This is a genomic window from Halomonas sp. V046 (genome assembly GCF_052645355.1).
Genome location: NZ_JBQXYF010000014.1, coordinates 126,497 through 144,008, shown reverse-complemented (window position 1 = coordinate 144,008; position 17,512 = coordinate 126,497). Strand labels below are relative to the sequence as shown.

Genomic DNA, 17,512 nt, shown 5'->3' with positions numbered 1-17,512 from the left:
CATCGAGCTCATCGATGCTCGAGCGGTAGTAGCGTGTCCATTCGACGTCGATCAGGCCCGGCACGCGAAAGTCGGTGTGCCACAGGTTCTCATCGCCCATGACGTAGTCGATGGGGTTGGCGGAGACGCTGGTGGGAGCGGCAAAGGCGCAGGCGCAGCCGGCCGGGGTCGGGCTGGCGTCGGCCTCGTGGCGAGTCGATTGGCGGTTCTCTGCACCGAGCTCCGTGCGATTGACCTGGCCGGTGATGACCGTCCCGCTCTTGGTAATGCCGCCCCGCTTGGCCACCAATGCTGAGACCGCCCTGGCCAGTTGTCTGAGCAGAGGAATCAGGTGGGTGATGCCGGCAGTTACCATCTCGGAGGCCATGCCATCCAAGTCGCGTAGCATGCGGATCAAGGTGTCTCGTTCGTCGCCAAATGCATCGAGCAGGCGATCGAAGGCAACGAAGACGATGCGCTTGCTCTGCTCAAGGACACTCCAGCATTCGGGGTTGGCCTGGATCTTTCCCAACTGAGTGGCGGTATCTACCGGGTTGGTGATGTAGTCTTCGAGGGTCTCGACGGTGCGCGATATTTCACGCAACAGCGTGGGTTGTTGGCCATTGAACCAAGGCTCGAGTTTCTCGAGAAATGCCAGCGCCTGCCCCCCTGCCAGGTTGAACAGGATCTCTGCTGCCGTGTCGACGCCGTCACCTCGAGCAAAGGCTAGCAGGCCTTCGCGGGTGCCTAGCCGAATAGGGCGTGGTGCACTGCCAAACGCAGGGACCAGCCCCAAAGCATCAATGACCAGCACCGCCCACAGCCAGGTGCTTTGAGAGTTGGGTATGCCCTGCGGGTCGGTCCCGCCCAGATCGCCGATATCCCGCGCAACGTCGCCGATGGCCATGACATTGCCGACTACCGGCAGCATGTAAGCGGCCTGTATCAGAACATCGAGGGTGCTGACGGAGTCGTCTTCGACGTCCATGACCATCTCGGCGCTAACGGCCTCTCCCTCGGCATAGGGGGCGGCCATTATCACTCGCTGAGCGATAGCAAACTCGCGAAGGGCTGGCGGTATGCCGCCTGCGTTCTGATCAGCGAAGAACTCCGTCGGCATTGACGCAGAGTCTGAGTTTGCGGCGTTGCCCAGAAACGGCGTTGAATCTGCCGTGAACTCGGTCATGACGGGAGGGCGTTGGCGAGGGGTATCATCATCCATGATCTGTTCTTCTCTGTTATGGCGCTTGCTTTTCGGGTCCTACCTCACTCAGCGCTTTACGATGTGAGAGACGTTCTTGCCGCTTCGCGGCCAGGCCTGCGGCTTCTTATCGATATCACGTGGGTCGGGGAAATATTCCACCTGAGCGGCGCCGACGGGAACGCCAGATAGCGTGGCGCGGCCATTGGCATCCAAGACCCCGCCGCGTACGGAGCCATCGGCAAAACGCACTCGGTAGGGAGCGTTCGGCACCGGGGCACCATTGCCGTAGACATGCTCAAGCTCTAGATTGCTCGGCTCGGTCACGGGCAAGTTCGGCAATGTCCGGCTGATGCTGGTTGGGCCGCCAAAGCTATGCAGCGCGCCCTTGACGTCGATCTTTCCCGGGGCGTGGAGTTCGATATTGCCGCCTTTTAGGCGGATATAGGCGCCGGCGCAGACCAGCAGGATCTCCTCGGCCGCGGCGACGTCGATCTTGCGTTCGGTCGAGGTAATCGTGACGTCTTTCTCGGCGGTCAGCGCCATCTCGTCGCTCTGGGCCTGGATCTCGACCTTGCCTTGGGCGGCAAACAGCTTGATGCCGGCGCGCTGGACGAAGAGAGACAGTTTTTCGGCAAAGGTGCCGACCAGGCTCTTTCCGCTCGCCAGGTTGATGTCCTTACCGCTGGTGATGCTCAGGGACCTGCCCTGGGCCAGGTGGGTCGATTCCGGCGTGCTCAGGGCGATGCCGGCGGGGGAGGCTAAGTGCAGCCAGGGGGCAGTGAGCCTGGCGGCCTCGCCGCGGCCGGCTTGGCTGGCTCCTTTAGCGGTGGACTGATCCTGCTCGCCCGTCCCTGTGGCGCCGCCCACGCCGGTGTAGCGGCCCTTGGCATCTTCGCCGGCCTTGTGCAAATCATTGCTGGCCGCCAGCGCTTCGGCGTCATGCTCAATGGCACTGTCGCTGAGTGAATCCGCCAGTTGCCAGGCGCTTTGCAGTTGTTGATAGGCCGGGGTCAGGTCGAGCTGTTCGCCGCCGGCGCCGATCTGGCCCCAGCTGGTCAGCAGCAGGCCGTCGTTGGCGCGAATGGCGCCATAGGCATCCGAGCGTAGCTCGAAGCCGGTGCCGCGAAAGGCGCCCCGGGTGTTGCCGTTCTGGTGAATCAGGTAGCCAAGGTTCAGCTGGCTCTTGGCGTGCTCGGAATTGAGCCGCACCCGCTCCTGGTCGGTGGCATCATCGAACACCAGTTCGTTGTACTTGCCGCCGCGATAGGTCTTGGTCTTGATGCCCGACAGCAGGCCGTTGGAGTGCCACTGGGGACGGTGATCGCCGTTGTAGACGCGTCCGGTGATCAGAGGGCGATCGGGGTCGCCTTCCAGGTAGGTGATTAACACCTCCTGGCCGATCCGTGGCACGAAGACGCCCCCCCAGCTGGCACCGGCATTGGGCTCGCTGACGCGCAGCCAGCAGCTCGACTGGGCATCACGGTTACCCAAACGATCCCAATGAAACTGCACCTTGACCCGGTTGAGGTGATCGGTGTGGATCTCTTCACCTTCAGGGCCGACCACGATGGCGGTCTGGGGCCCGCCCACCACCGGGCGCGGGTGATCCAGGGGGCTGCGGTAGGGCTGGCTGAGGCGCTGGGTCTCAAAATCGACCAAGTAGTGGCCGGTGCCAGCGCGCTGGTAGTCGTCATGGTGCTGGCTATCATCTTTCAGGCCATGGGCGCGGCGGGCGTTATCGAGCGACGCCTGCAGGCTGCCCGGCAGAGTGTTGAGATGAGCCGAGACCGGCAGGGCGTTCTCGGCATGAATGGTCTGCGCGAGAATAAGAAACTCGCGCTCGCCACTGCCGCCACTGTCGTGGCGGGCATGCTGGCTGAGCTCGAACCAGCGTCCGGCCTCGAGTTGGCGGGCGCCGCCGGCGCCATGAAAGCGCTTGGCCTTGGATTCCAGCGCCTCCAGACGGTTAAGGGTCAGGCGCTCGCCGCGAAAGTGATCGTCGAAATAGTACTCGCCGGGGGTGTCGTAGACGTCCTGCTTGGGCAGGTTGCCCTGGTCGCGAATGCTGTCCTGAAGGCTGTGCTTCTCAAGCCGCGGCTGCTTGTAATCGAAGGTACCCAGGCTGACCCGGGTGGGTTGCTGCTGGCGGCGCCCGCCCCACTGGGTGATGGCGTCTTCATGCTCGGTTGAATCCTGGCGGTGAAAACGAATGGTCTGGGGCGTGACCGGCAGGCAGGTCTGTGGGTCGTCGGTGAAGACGATACGGTGGCCGATAAAGTCACCGCGCTCTTCGCCAGTCGCGCCGTTCTCTTCGCCGTTCTCTTCGCCAACTATGCCGCGCTTATTGCTAACCACGTTGCGTTCACTGCCCGCGCCGCGCTCTTCACCGTCCACGCCCTGGCGGCTGCCGGCATGCTCGGCGTACCACCAGATGCCTTCTTGCTCGCAGAGCCGGCTAATAAAGTGATAGTCGCTTTCGCGGTACTGCACGCAGTAACTGCGCGCAGGGTACTCGCGGCGCAGATCGAAACGCCACTGGCACTGGCCCAGGGCGGTGGCCTGTTGCGCGAACACCGCCTCGAGCACCTCGACGGCGCTCTTGTCCTGGAAGATGCGGCTGTCGCGGCCGAGTTTGAGCATCGCGACCCAGGGCACGAGCACTAATTGATAATAGTGAACTCCGCCATCTTCGCCGAGAAGCGCGGCCGATTCGACCAGCCCGGACAGCCGTCGATACTGGCCGCTGGCCTGGCGAATCGAGAGCTCGGCCGGCTGGGCCATCAGCGTCTTGAGCTCGATATCACCACGCTGAGAGATGCAGTCGAGGGTGTAGGCGAAGGGCCGGGAGATGCGCTCCTCCCCCACCAGGCGGTGGGGAATCAGTTCCGCTCCCCGACCTGCCTCCAGATCGAGCTTGAGCAGGCGTTCGTCCTGGGTCAGCGAGACCTCGAACGAGGCCAGGAGGGTGTTCAGCCACGGTGACTCTGCCATGTTCGGCTTCCTTTGCCGTCGGTCGGAACGCTACCGCCACCGACCTTGTCTTGCTCCTTGGGTCCTGGCCTACGTGGCAAAAAAGGCGAGGCACGAGTGGTGTTACCCAGCGCGTCCAAGTCAGCTGTCGCAGATGATCACCTTGGACGGCAACGCCACCTCTCAGGCGTCCACCGACGCCGTACCACGGCCCTGTGTCAGCGCAAGGCTAGGCTGCACTTCGTGTTTCATGGAGTTTGCCCGAAAATCGTCGTCACCAGCAGACACACCGAGAGCATGGCAAACGGCTCAGTGGGCTAAGCGCACGTCGATATCGCCGAATGGCGACCGCTACTGCGCGGCTTAACCATCGGCGCGGAAAACGACGTTGTTCTCGTATGGCCACCTACTTACGCTATAAAACGACGATCTCGCACGATAGATTCCTCACCCGAAACGCCATCTGCTCGACCTTGGGTAGTGCGATGCACCGATGTTGCTAAGTGGGCAACCTGTCCTTGGCCCTGCCACCATCGGCGATCCACCTTTTCTTCACGCATTCAGCGTCAGTAAGCGAACAGCCAGTTCAGCATGTACACCTCAAGGCCGTCGTTCGGCTCCTTGATGCTGGCGTTGGAGTAGTGGGTCGCGCTTAGGGCCAGTTCGCCGTAAGGGCCCAGGCTAGTGCCCAAGGCTAGCCGGTCTTCGAACTGAAAGGACGAGCCTAGGCGGCGGTCCTCGTACTGGGTGTCAACGAAGGCCGAGGCGCCTATGCCGCCTTCCAGGTAGAGGTACTTCCAGCTGTAGCGCAGCGCCGGGCGCAGGTAAAAGGCCTGGTTGTCGCTGCCTTCGTCGCCTTCCAAAAGCAGGATGCCGGTCGCGAGGCGGGCGCCGAGGGCCGGGTGGTAATCGCTCAGGTCGAACCGCCAGTCATAACCAAGGTCCAGGGCGCCGGTGCCTTCGCCGGTGGAGCCGATTCCCACGGTAGGGCCAGCCAGGGCCGGGCTCGCCAGGCTTGCCGCCAAGAGAGCGGCGCCGACGCCCATTGGTCGGCGTGCGGGGAACGGGGAACGGGTCATGGCATATCCTCAGGTTTATGGTGTCGCGACGTCATGCTCGAGGCTGTTCGTTGCCGGCGCTGCGTCGAGTGCCTACGGGAGCGCGACGTCTTGTGTGCTACCCAGCGAGTGATAACGACTACCCTGGGAGGAAGCCACCGACTGTATTAGGTGAATCTGAGTATAGGGCCAACGAAATGCTTGTTCTGTAAACGGCTGTGCTGCGTTTGGCATGGTATTGCGCAGTAACGATACGTGGGGCAGGAAGTGTCGGGGGCGCAGCTCGATCCCCTGGGCACGGAGCTCCTCGCTCAATCGGGCCTGCATCGACATCAGCGTATCCGGTGGGCGGCGGGAGCCGGCCCAGACGATGCGGGGGCCGCTAAAGTGGCCCACTCGGTCGAGGGACCAGGCATCGGGGCTCAGGCGCTTTGTGCCTAGCCAGGTCAGCAGATGCGAGGCGGTCTCGGGAGGCTGCTCGCCGAGAAAGGCGAGGGTGAGGTGGAAGTTGGCGTCGGGGATGCGTCGCCCGCCAAGCTCGCGGTGGAGCCGGTCGGCCAGCCCGCCGAGGCGACAGCGCACCTCGGTGGGCGGAACGAGAGCGAGAAACAGACGCACCGAGGCTGGCGTCAGTCGCCGATGACCATGACCGCCTCTGCCTCGACCTGACTGCCCTTGGGCAGCGCACGCACGCCAACCGCGGCGCGGGCCGGGTAGGGCTTGGCAAAGAACTCTTCCATGACGCCGTTGACCTTGGCGAAGTCGTCGAGGTTCACCAGGTAAAGGTTGAGCTTGACGATATCCTGCAGGGTACCGGCGGCTTCTTCGCAGACGGCCTTCATGTTGGTGAACACCTGGCGGGTCTGGGCCACGATATCGCCGTCGACCAGCTCCATGGTGGTGGGGTCCAGGGGGATCTGGCCGGACAGGTAGACCGTGTTGCCGGCCTTGATGGCCTGGGAGTACGGGCCGATGGCGGCGGGAGCCTGATCGGTGTTGATGACGGCCTTGTTGCTCATTGTTGCCTCCAGAAAAACTGCTGCCAGTGCCGATAGACGGCGAAAAAAGTCTTCTCGGCCGTCGCCGGAGCGACGGCCGTTCGCGTGATATTCAATTACCGAGTCGGATTATCTTGCCGATATGCGACAGGTTACGCAGGCGCTTGATGATGCGAGCGAGGTGGATTCGGTCGCGCACCGATAGCGTCAGGTTGACGATGGCGAGACGCGCGTCGCGCTCCTCGATGCCGATGCGCTCGATATTGGCATCGGCATCGGTGATCAGTCCGGCGAGTTCGGCCACCAGGCCACGACGGCTTTCCACTTCCAGGCGCAGGGCCACCGGGAAATCTTCGTCGATGGTCTCGGACCAGCGTAACGCGAGCAGCTTCTCGGGGTCGCTTCTGAGTTCCTGCAGGTTACGGCACTCGGTGCGATGAACCACGATGCCCTTGCCTACCGACAGGTGGCCGATGACCGGGTCGCCGGGTAGCGGATGACAGCAGCGCGCGTACTTGATGACCATGCCTTCGGCGCCACTGATCGCTACCGGGCCGTGGCTGGTGAGTTCTTCGCCCTGGGCCAGTGGAGCCCCTTGATGCAGCTCCACCAGGCGCCTGGCGATGACGATGGTGACCCGATTGCCTAGGCCGATGGCCTCCAGCAGCGCGGCTTCTGAGGCGATATCCATCTCGCCGAGCAGCGTGCGCATGGCCTTGTCGGCGACTTCCTCGAGATTGACGCCGAACTCGGCCAGGGACCTGGTCAGCAGGCGTCGACCCAGCTGTACCGCTTCGGTCTGTTGCTGGTGTTTCAGGGCGTGGCGAATCGCCGAGCGCGCCTTGGCGGTGACCACGAAGTTGAGCCAGGCGAGGTTGGGCTTGCCCCCGGGAGAGGTGATGATCTCCAGGGTCTGGCCGCTCTCGAGCCGGCTCGACAGTGGCGCCAGGTGCCGATCGATACGGCAGGCGATACAGGTGTTGCCGATCTCGGTATGCACGCTATAGGCGAAGTCGATCACCGTGGCGCCCTGGGGCAGCTCCATGATGTCGCCTTTCGGCGTGAACACGTAGATATCGTCGGGGAACAGGTCATTCTTGACGTGTTCGATGAACTCCAGCGAGTCGCCGGCGTGGCGCTGCATCTCGAGCAGGCCCTTGACCCACTGGCGGGCACGGGCGCGGCTGCCCTCGGCGATCGGGTGGGCGGTCTGGCCGGCCTTGTAGAGCCAATGGGCGGCGATGCCGTTGTTGGCCATGGCCTCCATTTCGCGGGTGCGGATCTGCACTTCGATGGGCATGCCGCCAGCGCCGAACAGCGTGGTGTGCAGGCTCTGGTAGCCGTTGGCCTTGGGGATCGCGATGTAGTCCTTGAAGCGTCCAGGCACCGGCTTGTAGAGGTTGTGCACCATGCCCAGGATGCGATAGCAGCTGTCGACGTCGTCGGCGATGATGCGAAAACCGAACACGTCCATGATCTCGGCGAAGGACTTGCGCTGATCGCGCATCTTGCGATAGATCGACAGCAGGTGCTTCTGACGACCGATGACGGTGCCTTGAAGGCTTTCCTCGTCGAGGCGACTCTGCAGGGCATTCTGCACCTGGCGAATCGCCGAACGGCGATTGCCCCGGGCGCTGGAGACGGCGCGCTTGATGCGCTCAGAGCGCATCGGGTGGATGGCCTGGAACGACAGGTCCTCGAGCTCGACGCGAATGGTATTGATGCCGAGACGACTGGCGACCCGGGCGTAGATCTCGAGGGTCTCCCGGGCGATGCGCCGCTTCTTGTCGGGGCGCAGGGCGCCGAGGGTGCGCATGTTGTGCAGGCGATCGGCGAGCTTGACGATGATCACCCGGATATCCCGGGACATCGCCAGCACCATCTTCTGGAAGTTCTCGGCCTGGGCGACGGCCTTGTCCTCGAAGGTGATCTGGGTCAGCTTCGAGACGCCGTCGACCAGCTCCGCCACCGCTTCGCCGAACTGCTTGGCGAGTGCCTCCTTGCCGACCCCGGTGTCCTCGATGACGTCATGCAGCATGGCGGCCATCAGGCTCTGATGGTCCATGTGCATGTTGGCCAGGATGTTGGCCACCGCCAGGGGATGGGTCACATAGGGTTCGCCGGAGCGTCGGCGCTGCCCGTCATGTGCCTGTTCGGCGTAGTAGAAGGCACGCCTGACCTGCTGGATCTCGTCGGCGGGAAGGTAGCCACCGAGGCGGTCGGACAGATCATCGATCGTGAACATGCGGCGTGCCCCAACTGCTGGGATGAGGGCCCTTGGGGCGGCCTTACGCCCGCCCGGCGGGGGCGATCACTCCTCGGCGGGGGAGGACGTGTATTCCGGACGGAAACGGGGCGCTGCTTCGACCGGTTCATCGAGGACACTGTCGTCGATCAGGCCATCGGCGATTTCGCGCAGGGCCATGACCGTGGGCTTGTCGTTTTCCCACGGCAGCAGGGCATCGCGGGAGCCGCGGGCCAGCTGACGGGAGCGCTGGGTAGAGATCATGACCAGCTTGAAGCGGTTTTCGACGTGTTCCAGACAATCTTCGACGGTGACTCGCGCCATGGGGGGCTTCCTGAAAAATGGGTGTATCGATGCAGGGGCGTCGGCCTGGCGTGGCGATTCCCAGCGCTGGATCCTGCCCCGTGAGGCGCGGTCTGACGGGCTGGGCCCCGGCCGACGTCGAGCGCCCCGGGGAACCACCTGCGAATAGACCGGCTAGATTACTCGACCGCGGCCTGTCCTGACAAGATGGTGCGATGCCACAAGACGCTGCCACGGCGGCTCGCGCCTGCTCATCTGGGGTCGTCGAAGGGGGCTGGCACCGCGATGCCCCTCGAACAACAGGGGGGCGATGCCCCGTTGGGGCTAGTCCGACAACAGGGCGCCGAGTAGCTCCGCGTGGCGATCGCCCAGCCGTGGCGTGCGCAGGCGGTGGGCAATGACCAGGGCTCTGAGCTCTTCCAGGGCGGTGGTGAAGTCGTCGTTGATCACCAGGTAGTCGTATTCAGCGTAGTGAGACATTTCGCTGACGGCTTCGCGCATGCGGGCGGCGACGACGTGATGGTCATCGGTGCCGCGGCTCGCCAGGCGGCGCTCGAGCTCGTCGCGTGACGGCGGCAGGATGAAGATGGAGACCGCCCTGGGCATTTTTTCGCGAACCTGACGTGCGCCCTGCCAGTCGATTTCGAGGATCACGTCCTGTCCCGCCGCCAGGCGTGAGTCCACGGCGCTTTTCGAGGTGCCGTAGCAGTTGTCGAAGACGCGAGCGTGCTCGAAGAAGTCGCCTTTGGCGATCATGGTCTCGAAACGGGGCATATCGACAAAGTGGTAGTTCACGCCATCGACTTCACCTGGTCGCTTGGCCCGGGTGGTGTGAGACACCGATACCTGGATGCCGTCGAGGCTCTCGATCAGCTCTCGCACCAGGCTGGTCTTGCCGGCGCCGGAAGGGGCGGAAACGATGAATAGCGTACCTTGAGACATGATCGAAGACCCGTAGTCAGCGGCTTGAGAGGCAATGGGAAACACAGCGCGGTAGGCGTTTTCAGGGGGCGAAGTATCGCACACTATGGCGGGCGCCTGTACCCGTCGACGCCTGCATGCCACCGGCGCCATCACTCTTTGCTAAACTGCTCGCCGCGAGACGGAGTCCCGACCCACGGTCGGCTCACGCCAGGACGTGTGCCGACCGCTTCTCCCCTGACCTGGCAAGGAAATCATCGTGATGCGGCAGTGGATAGCCTCTTTCGTGGCGCTGTTGGTGCGCCTTCTTGCGCGCCTGGTGACGGCTGCCAGGCCCATCTGGCAGGGCGTCGAGCCGCTCCGGCGCCAGCGGATCTACTTTGCCAACCACGCCAGCCACGGTGATTTCGTGCTGGTCTGGATGACCCTGCCCCCGCGTCTGCGCCAGGCCACGCGGCCGGTGGCCGGCGCCGACTACTGGCTCGCCTCGCGGCTGCGTCGCTTTCTGATCCACGATGTCTTTCACGCGGTGCTAGTGGAGCGCTCCGGTGGCAAGGGCTGTGCCGACCGGTCCAGCGCGGATCAGGATAGCCCGGATCAAGATAGCCCGGATCAAGATAGCGCCGAACCTTCTCGCCACGACCCGCTGGCGGTGATGAACGAGGCCCTTGGCGGCGGTGACTCCCTGATTCTGTTTCCCGAGGGCACCCGCAACACCACCGATGATGCTTGCCTGCCGTTCAAGTCCGGCCTCTATCACCTGGCGAAGGCCCACCCCGAGGTGGAGCTGGTGCCGGTATGGATCGCCAACCTCAACCGCGTGCTGCCCAAGGGCGAAGTGGTGCCGATTCCCCTGCTGTGCACGGTGACCTATGGGGCGCCCGTCGCCCTGGCGCCTGACGAGGACAAGGACGCATTTCTCGTACGTGCCCGCGAGGCACTGCTGGCATTGGCCCCCGCCCAAGGAGGGGCCAACGCCCATGGATAACGTCATTCCCGCCGGTCTCGCCTCCTTGTTGCTCGGGGTCGTAAGCCTTCTGGTACTGGCCAGCGCCATCGGTTATGTCCTGCAGCGGCGCTACTCCCCCGAGGGGGACAACGAGGTCATCGAGAACCTCAATCAGCGCATTCGCTCCTGGTGGATCATGGCGGTGCTGCTGGGGCTTGCCTTGCTCGGCGGCAAGACGGGGGTGGTGTTGCTGTTCGCCTTCGCCTCGTTCTCGGCGCTGCGTGAGTTCATCGGCCTGGTCCAGGCCCGGCGTGCGGACCACTGGGCCCTGGCGTTGGTCTTTTTCGTGGTGCTACCGCTGCAATACGTGCTGATCTGGCAGCAGTACTACGGCATGTACTCGATCCTGATCCCGGTCTATGCCTTCTTGCTGTTGCCGGTGGTCGCGGCCCTGCGTGGCGATAGCCAAGGGTTTCTCGCTCGGGTCAGCGAGGTGCAGTGGGCGTTGATGATCTGCGTGTTCTGCGTTTCCCACGTACCGGCTCTCTTGAGCCTCGACATTCCCGGCTTCGAAGGGCGCAACGTGCTGTTGATCGCTTTTCTGATCGTGGTCGTGCAGCTGAGTGATGTGCTGCAGTACGTCTGGGGAAAGTTGATCGGGCGGCGCAAGATCGCCCCGAATCTGTCGCCATCGAAGACCCTGGAGGGCTTTATCGGCGGGGTGGCAAGCGCCACGCTGATCGGCGCTGGGCTGGCCTGGATGACGCCGTTTTCGTCGCTCGAGGCTGCCCTTCTGGCGTTGATGATCGCCCTGCTCGGCTTCGTCGGGGGGCTGGTGATGTCGGCGATCAAGCGCGACCGAGGGATCAAGGATTGGGGGCACTTGATCGAGGGCCACGGGGGCTTCATCGATCGACTCGATTCGGTGGTGTTCTCGGCACCGATCTTCTTTCACGTGGTGCGCTACTTCTGGTCGATATCCTGACGCCGCGGCGGCCCGCAAGACCAAAGTGCCTCCCGCAGGGCGCGCGTCGGTCTCAACGCATCGTGCGTGAGGCTGGTGTCGCGGCTCGACGCGCCTGGCTGCGTCGCTCCATCCTGAGCCCGACGTAGAACATCAGCATGCCGCCGAGGGCCAGGCCGGCACCGACCAGCCCGGTAGAGGACCAGGGGGCGCCGGCCTTGATGGTGACGCCGCCGAGGTAGGCGCCGAGGGCGTTGGCACAGTTGAAGGCCGCGTGATTCATGGAGGCGGCCATGGTCTGGGCATCACCGGCCACATCCATCAGGCGCGTCTGGAGGGCCGGGCCTAGCGCCATGCTGGTGCCGACCAGGCCGACGAACAGGATGCCGGTGTAGAGATTGTTGGCGGCGAAGTAGAAGCAACCCTGCACCACCAGACACCACAGCAGAATGCGTGGTATGGCCTTCATCAGGTTCTTGTCGGCGGCACGTGCCCCGACCAGGTTGCCGATGATGCCGCCGATGCCGAAGATCGCCAATACCCAGGGACCCACCGATTCGGGCATGTCGGCCTGTTGCCTCAGGGTCGGCACCACGTAGCTGAAGACCGAGAACATGCCGCCGAAGCCGATGCTGGCCACGCCCAGAGTAAACAGCACGCGCTGCTTGACCAGCGCGCTCAGCTCGCGCTTGGGGCTGGCCTTGACGTCATGGGGCTGGCGCGGCACGTAGAGGCGAATCATCGCCATGGTGGCAAGAGCGATCAGGCCGACGGCGAAGAAGGCGAAGTGCCATCCGAGCCACTGCCCGGCCCAGGTGGCGAGTGGTGCACCGATCACGATGGCACTGGTCAGACCGAGCATGACGCGGCTGATGGCGCGAGCCCGCTGTTCCACCGGCACCGCCGCCGCCGCGACCAGGGCGGCCACGCCGAAATAGGCGCCGTGGGGGAGCCCGGCAAGAAAGCGCAGGCCAACGAAGGGCCAGAAACTGGTGGCCAGGGAGCTGGCGATGTTGCCGACCGCGAACACCAGCATCAGCACAATGAGTAGCGTGCGTCGTGGGACCCGTGCGGCCAGCGCGGAGATCAGCGGCGCCCCGACCACGACACCGAGCGCGTAGCTCGAGATGGCATAGCCGACATCGGCCGGAGAGACCGAAAGGTCAGTCGCGACGCGCTCCATCAGGCCCATGATGACGAATTCGCTGGTGCCGATGCCGAACCCGCCCAATGCCAGTGCCAGCTCGGCCAGACGTGGGTTCCGGGCGCGGCTGCTGGCGGGGGGAGACGCGGATGACTCAGGGGGGGTAGACGTCATGAGGACCTCACGGCAAACGAAAACGATCCCGAGGGGAGTCGGGACCGTAAAATTACTACCAAAGTATAAAATCCTATTGCGGTACTTGCGAGTCCTTTTTGGCGGCATGATGACGGTTACATGTTAGAAAAATGCGGAGATAAGCCGTGAACGTGACGGCAATGCATCGTGTTGGCGAGGCGCCGACGGTATCGGGGCCGTCGCTCAAACCGGCAGAAGAACGTAGGAAAATTAGACTAGATCGTTGGGTGCGAGGACTGAAGTTCACGCTAAGCCCCCGCATCCTGCAAAACTTTCACTCCCTTAATAAGAGATTGATTCTCCATTGTTCTTTCGGTGTGCTCCCGGACTGTACGGGCGTGCCGGTGGCTCCGCGGTTGTCCCGTGAAGCCACGGTGTTTGTTGTTTTTTGTTTATTATTCAATGTGATGTGTTGTTTTGTAGGGCCGTGTCCGGAGTGGGGTGAGATTGGTCGGCGCGTGTGGGAGCCGGGCGTGCTCATGTGAAGAGTATCGAATCAGACTACTCTGAGAGCGCGGTCGGAAACGCTAAGTCAATTGAGGTATTCGCCACCGCAGGATGTCCGACGGTAAATCGCATGATGCCTCTCATGTAGCGCGATTCCGTTGCGTCACACAGCGCCCCGTGGCTTGAGGCCGGTCGGCCAGGCTGGCAAGGCGGCCGGGTTGGTAAAAGCTGCGGCGGCTGTGTTGGTAAAAGCTGTGGCGGCTGGGTTGGTAAAAGCTGCGGCGGCTGGGTTGGTAAAAGCTGCGGCGGCTGGGTTGGTAAAAGCTGCGGCGGCTGGGTTGGTAGAACACGCCGTGGCTGGGTTGGTAAAAGCTGCGGTGGCTGAGTTGGGAAAACACGCCGTGGCTGGGCCAGTAAAAAGCTGCGGTGGGGTCGATAACGCCTCGCGCACCCTACGCCAGGGATTCGCACACAGAGTTCTCGCCGGATTGCCGTCGGGAGCGAGGAGTCTGCGATGAAATTTCGACAGCTATCCGCGACGACGGGCTCGGACGCTTGGGCCCAAGATGTTGAGCGCTCTGGTGGCTGGGTCGTGCGTGCCGGGCGTCGTGCCCTCGTGGTCTCGGCCAACGATCGGTGGCCCAGCGTCGCCGAGCGGCTGGCCACGGTGGACGCCGACGCGAGCGAGACGCATGACGGTGCTGACAAGCGTGATGAGCCCGATGGGACTAGTGCCGCCGTCGGCACGATTGCCAACGGACGCCTGCACGGCGTTCGCCAGAAGGGGCGGACCTTCCAGCAGGCCCACCCCGAGATCCCGGTGCTGCTGGATGCGGGACGCTATCTGGTGGTCGATGTCTCGGGCGCCGAGGCCCAACGCATCAATGCCCGGCGCAGTCCCTCCCGCGGTGCCCCCCCGACGCCTTGCTTCGAGCTCTTCGCCCTGCGTGAGTCCACCACCCTGATGGCGTTCGCCGAGGCGCCGCGCCGAGATGGCGCGACGCCCTCGGTGGCACGTTCAGAAGCACTCTCGGCCTTGGTCGCCTCGGCGTCGGCGGAGCGCTACGCCGCCCTGCTCAGCCATCTGGTTGGCTATCCTACTCGGCTGTCCACCAGCAGCACCTTCTCAGAGGCCGCGGCCTGGGCCCAGGCCCAGCTCGCCGCCGCGGGCCTCGAGGCCGACCAGCAAGCGATCACGTTGCCGGGCGGCGGTACCAGCAGCAACGTGGTCGCTCACCAGGCGGGGCGCAGCGGCGCCTCTGGCGAGTGGCTGGTGGTTGCTCACCTGGATTCGGTGAACCATGCCGGTGGCGCCAGTGCGCCGGCACCCGGCGCAGACGACAACGCCAGCGGGGCGGCCGGTCTGCTGCTGATGGCGGAGGTCCTGGCCGGCCACCGCTTCGACGATGACGTGAGGTACGTGCTGTTCGGCGGCGAGGAGCAAGGGCTGCATGGCAGTCGCCAGTACGTCGCCGGCCTCTCGGCTGCCGAGCGAGCCCGGATCAAGGGCGTGCTCAACATGGACATGATCGGCTCGGTCAATGCCACCCCGCAAGCGGTGTTGCTGGAGGGGGCGCCAGTGAGCCAGTCCTTGATCGATGCGCTCGGCGTGGCGGCGGGGCGCTTCACCTCGCTCGAGGTCCAGGTCTCGCTGAACCCCTTTGCCAGTGATCATGTGCCCTTCATCGACGCGGGAGTCCCCGCGGTGCTGACCATCGAAGGCGCCGACAGCGCCAATGACGCCGTGCACACGGGCGATGACGTCCTGGCTACCATCGACATCGACTACGCGATGCAGATCCTGGCCATGAACCTCGGCTTCGTGGCCGAGGCCGCCGGGCTCGAGGAAGTCGCGCCGGCGCCAGGCGTGACCTGCATCTGCCGCGGCGACGAAGCGCACCACCAGGGCCAGCCTCTCACCCGGCTCACGGCACACTGCCAGGCCCTGTTCGCCCAGTATCGCAGGCTTCAGCGCGACGGCCGGCTCGACCCTGGCCTGCTGGCGCAGTGGCAGCAAAGCGAGCGTGCGCTGGAGGCCCTATGCCGCGATGCGATGCGAAGACCGGCCGGCCCGGCCTCGGAGGTGCCCCATGTCTGATTCGACCGATGACTTGCCTGATGCCTTGCCTGATGCCTTGCCTGATGCCCTGGCCCAGGACTGGGTCGAGATCGCCGAACGCTGCGAGCCGGGACGACTGGTACTCAAGGCGCTCTCGTCGACTATTGCTCCCTCTCGGATGCCACGTCGGCGGTTGTGTCTCGGTGCCAACGGCGACGCCCTGCTTCAGGCGGGCTCCGCCAACGACGCGCTAGAGACCCAGGGTCATGGCCACTGGTCCTGCCGAGACGACGTCTTGAGTCTGACGTTGCCCGGTTGGGAGGGGGACTATCACATCGAAGCCCTGGAGGAGGAGACGCTGATCATCACTCAACGCTGACGCCTGAACGTGGCAGTCAAGCCGTGTGCCACAGGAAGGCGAGGGGCCAGTTCGCTGGCCACCCCCCATTCACCCCGTCCCAGTGCCGGCAACCATGCTCGGCAGGGAGTTCATCATGGCTGACAACCACGTTCATTCCGAAGCCTGCCGCTGCTGCGGCACCATGCAAGTCCACCGGCGTCTGCTCGACAGTGATCCGCAATACGCCAGACGCCGAGCGCGTATCGAAGAGCACGCCTTTCGTTCTCAGCACAACCCAGGAGCGCTGCGCCCAGGCTGCACCAAGATTCCGGTCGTCGTTCACGTGGTCTACAAGACCTCCGCGCAGAACGTGTCCCAAGCCCAGATCGATAGCCAGATCGAGATCCTGAACAAGGATTTTCGCAAGCTCAACGGCGATGTCAGCAGCGTACCGGCCCCTTTCGCCCCGCTGGTGGCAGATGCACGCCTGATTTTCGAGTTGGCCAGGACCGACCCCGACGGCAACCCCACCAATGGCATCACTCGCACCGAGACCGACGTCGATGGCTTCGACGTCGATGACAAGGTCAAGGCGGGCGCCACCGGTGGCCACGACGCCTGGCCGGCGGACGAGTACCTGAATCTGTGGGTCTGCCAGTTGCGTGGCGGCTTGCTGGGCTACGCGCAGTTTCCCGGAGGGGCCGCCGCCACCGACGGCGTGGTGGTGACGCACACCGGGTTCGGTAGCACCGGCACCGCCGCCGCACCGTTCGCGCTCGGCCGCACGACCACCCACGAGATCGGCCACTGGCTCAACCTGAACCATATCTGGGGCGATGACGGTACCGGCTGCTCGGGCTCCGATTTCGTCGCCGACACGCCCAACCAGGGCGGCCCCAATTACGGTACGCCGACCTTCCCCAGGGTGTCCTGCAGCAATGGCCCCAACGGCGACATGTTCATGAACTACATGGACTACGTCGACGATGAAGCGATGGTGATGTTCACCGAAGGCCAGGTGGCGCGCATGCAGGCCTGCCTGGATGGGCCGCGCAGCACCATCGGCGATGCCGTGTCCTGTTCGCCGCTGGTGCCCAAGGTACTGCCGAAAGAAGGGCCCAAGGATCTGATCAAGGATGGGCCTAAGGATCTGATCAAGGATCCGCCCAAGGATGGCAGCAAGGATCTGGGCAAGGACAGGCCCAAGGATCTGATCAAGGACGCGCCCAAGGACTACACCAAGGAAGTCCCGAAGGAGCTTGGCAAGGAGTCGCCCAAGGACTCACCGAAGGATCTGATCAAGGACGGGCCCAAGGATGGTCCGAAGGACCTGATCAAGGACGGCCCCTTCGATCAACCGAAGAAGCTCTATGAGTTCCCGGGCAAGGGCATCTACGAGAATCCGGCGATCGGTGGCCCGTTGATCGGCTTCCCCGGCCTTCAGCCGGTTCAGCCGATGCAGCCGATGCAGCCTATGCAACCGATGCAGCCGATGGTGGGGCCGGCGATGCCCTTCGTGCTGGCAACAGGCCAGGATCCCCGGGCCGAGGGCGCCGGCACGGCAGGCGGCGATGGCTCGCAGGCCCAGAACGCCCAGATGCTGGCGCAGTATGCCGAGCTGTTGGCGCAGTACGCCCAGCTTGCCCAGCAAGGCTTGCTGGATGCCCAGGGCATGCAGGCCTGGCAGCAGCTATGGCAGGCCTACGTTGAGATGGGAGGGCAATAACGCCTTATCG

At 64.1% G+C, this 17,512-nt stretch carries 14 protein-coding genes; 5 read left to right on the top strand and 9 right to left on the bottom strand.

The genetic code is table 11. The features are described 5' to 3' along the window. The 8 genes from ACUN9Y_RS18300 to gmk all read right to left on the bottom strand — a co-directional run. Positions 1 to 1,015: DUF6531 domain-containing protein (locus ACUN9Y_RS18300; RefSeq protein WP_445462157.1), on the bottom strand; the 1,015-nt coding region annotated here is incomplete at its 3' end. Positions 1,016 to 1,249: 234 nt separating this feature from the next. Then, positions 1,250 to 4,174 (bottom strand): type VI secretion system tip protein TssI/VgrG, encoded by a 2,925-nt coding sequence (tssI, locus tag ACUN9Y_RS18295; RefSeq protein ID WP_445462156.1) that lies wholly within the window; start codon positions 4,172 to 4,174, stop codon positions 1,250 to 1,252. Between the two features lie 545 nt (positions 4,175 to 4,719). Then, positions 4,720 to 5,232: an acyloxyacyl hydrolase gene (locus ACUN9Y_RS18290; protein ID WP_445462155.1), complete on the bottom strand. Its 513-nt coding sequence runs from the start codon at positions 5,230 to 5,232 to the stop codon at positions 4,720 to 4,722. Between the two features lie 72 nt (positions 5,233 to 5,304). Further along, complete coding sequence (thpR, locus tag ACUN9Y_RS18285) at positions 5,305 to 5,829, bottom strand: RNA 2',3'-cyclic phosphodiesterase (RefSeq protein ID WP_445462154.1); 525 nt, start codon at positions 5,827 to 5,829, stop codon at positions 5,305 to 5,307. A gap of 11 nt (positions 5,830 to 5,840) precedes the next feature. Then, the gene (locus tag ACUN9Y_RS18280) at positions 5,841 to 6,230 is read right to left on the bottom strand and encodes a RidA family protein (RefSeq protein ID WP_445462153.1); all 390 of its coding nucleotides are present in this window, start codon (positions 6,228 to 6,230) and stop codon (positions 5,841 to 5,843) included. Positions 6,231 to 6,321: 91 nt separating this feature from the next. Then, positions 6,322 to 8,454 (bottom strand): RelA/SpoT family protein, encoded by a 2,133-nt coding sequence (locus ACUN9Y_RS18275; protein WP_445462152.1) that lies wholly within the window; start codon positions 8,452 to 8,454, stop codon positions 6,322 to 6,324. Positions 8,455 to 8,520: 66 nt separating this feature from the next. After that, positions 8,521 to 8,778, bottom strand: coding sequence for a DNA-directed RNA polymerase subunit omega (gene rpoZ / locus ACUN9Y_RS18270; protein WP_445462151.1), 258 nt, complete (start codon positions 8,776 to 8,778; stop codon positions 8,521 to 8,523). Positions 8,779 to 9,081: 303 nt separating this feature from the next. After that, on the bottom strand, positions 9,082 to 9,699 hold the full coding sequence (gmk, locus tag ACUN9Y_RS18265; RefSeq protein WP_445462150.1) for a guanylate kinase: 618 nt from the start codon (positions 9,697 to 9,699) through the stop codon (positions 9,082 to 9,084). Between the two features lie 241 nt (positions 9,700 to 9,940). Between gmk and ACUN9Y_RS18260 the strand changes: the two genes are divergently transcribed. Together ACUN9Y_RS18260 and ACUN9Y_RS18255 are read left to right on the top strand one after the other, a co-directional pair. Further along, the gene (locus ACUN9Y_RS18260; protein ID WP_445462149.1) at positions 9,941 to 10,666 is read left to right on the top strand and encodes a lysophospholipid acyltransferase family protein; all 726 of its coding nucleotides are present in this window, start codon (positions 9,941 to 9,943) and stop codon (positions 10,664 to 10,666) included. Continuing rightward, on the top strand, positions 10,659 to 11,612 hold the full coding sequence (locus tag ACUN9Y_RS18255) for a phosphatidate cytidylyltransferase (protein WP_445462148.1): 954 nt from the start codon (positions 10,659 to 10,661) through the stop codon (positions 11,610 to 11,612). The genes ACUN9Y_RS18260 and ACUN9Y_RS18255 overlap by 8 nt, the downstream gene beginning before the upstream one ends. Before the next feature lie 52 nt (positions 11,613 to 11,664). On the opposite strand, the gene ACUN9Y_RS18250 is transcribed toward ACUN9Y_RS18255, so the two are convergent. Then, positions 11,665 to 12,909 carry an MFS transporter gene (locus ACUN9Y_RS18250; RefSeq protein ID WP_445462147.1) on the bottom strand — a complete coding sequence of 415 codons (1,245 nt, stop codon included), beginning with the start codon at positions 12,907 to 12,909 and terminating at the stop codon, positions 11,665 to 11,667. A 982-nt stretch (positions 12,910 to 13,891) separates the two neighbouring features. On the opposite strand from ACUN9Y_RS18250, the gene ACUN9Y_RS18245 reads away from it, so the two are divergent. The 3 genes from ACUN9Y_RS18245 to ACUN9Y_RS18235 all read left to right on the top strand — a co-directional run bounded on the left by ACUN9Y_RS18245 (position 13,892) and on the right by ACUN9Y_RS18235 (position 17,502). Continuing rightward, on the top strand, positions 13,892 to 15,475 hold the full coding sequence (locus ACUN9Y_RS18245; protein WP_445462146.1) for a M28 family metallopeptidase: 1,584 nt from the start codon (positions 13,892 to 13,894) through the stop codon (positions 15,473 to 15,475). Further along, complete coding sequence (locus tag ACUN9Y_RS18240; RefSeq protein ID WP_445462145.1) at positions 15,468 to 15,815, top strand: hypothetical protein; 348 nt, start codon at positions 15,468 to 15,470, stop codon at positions 15,813 to 15,815. Before ACUN9Y_RS18245 ends, ACUN9Y_RS18240 begins: the two co-directional genes overlap by 8 nt. 115 nt (positions 15,816 to 15,930) lie before the next feature. Beyond that, complete coding sequence (locus ACUN9Y_RS18235; RefSeq protein WP_445462144.1) at positions 15,931 to 17,502, top strand: zinc metalloprotease; 1,572 nt, start codon at positions 15,931 to 15,933, stop codon at positions 17,500 to 17,502. Positions 17,503 to 17,512: the final 10 nt, after the last annotated feature.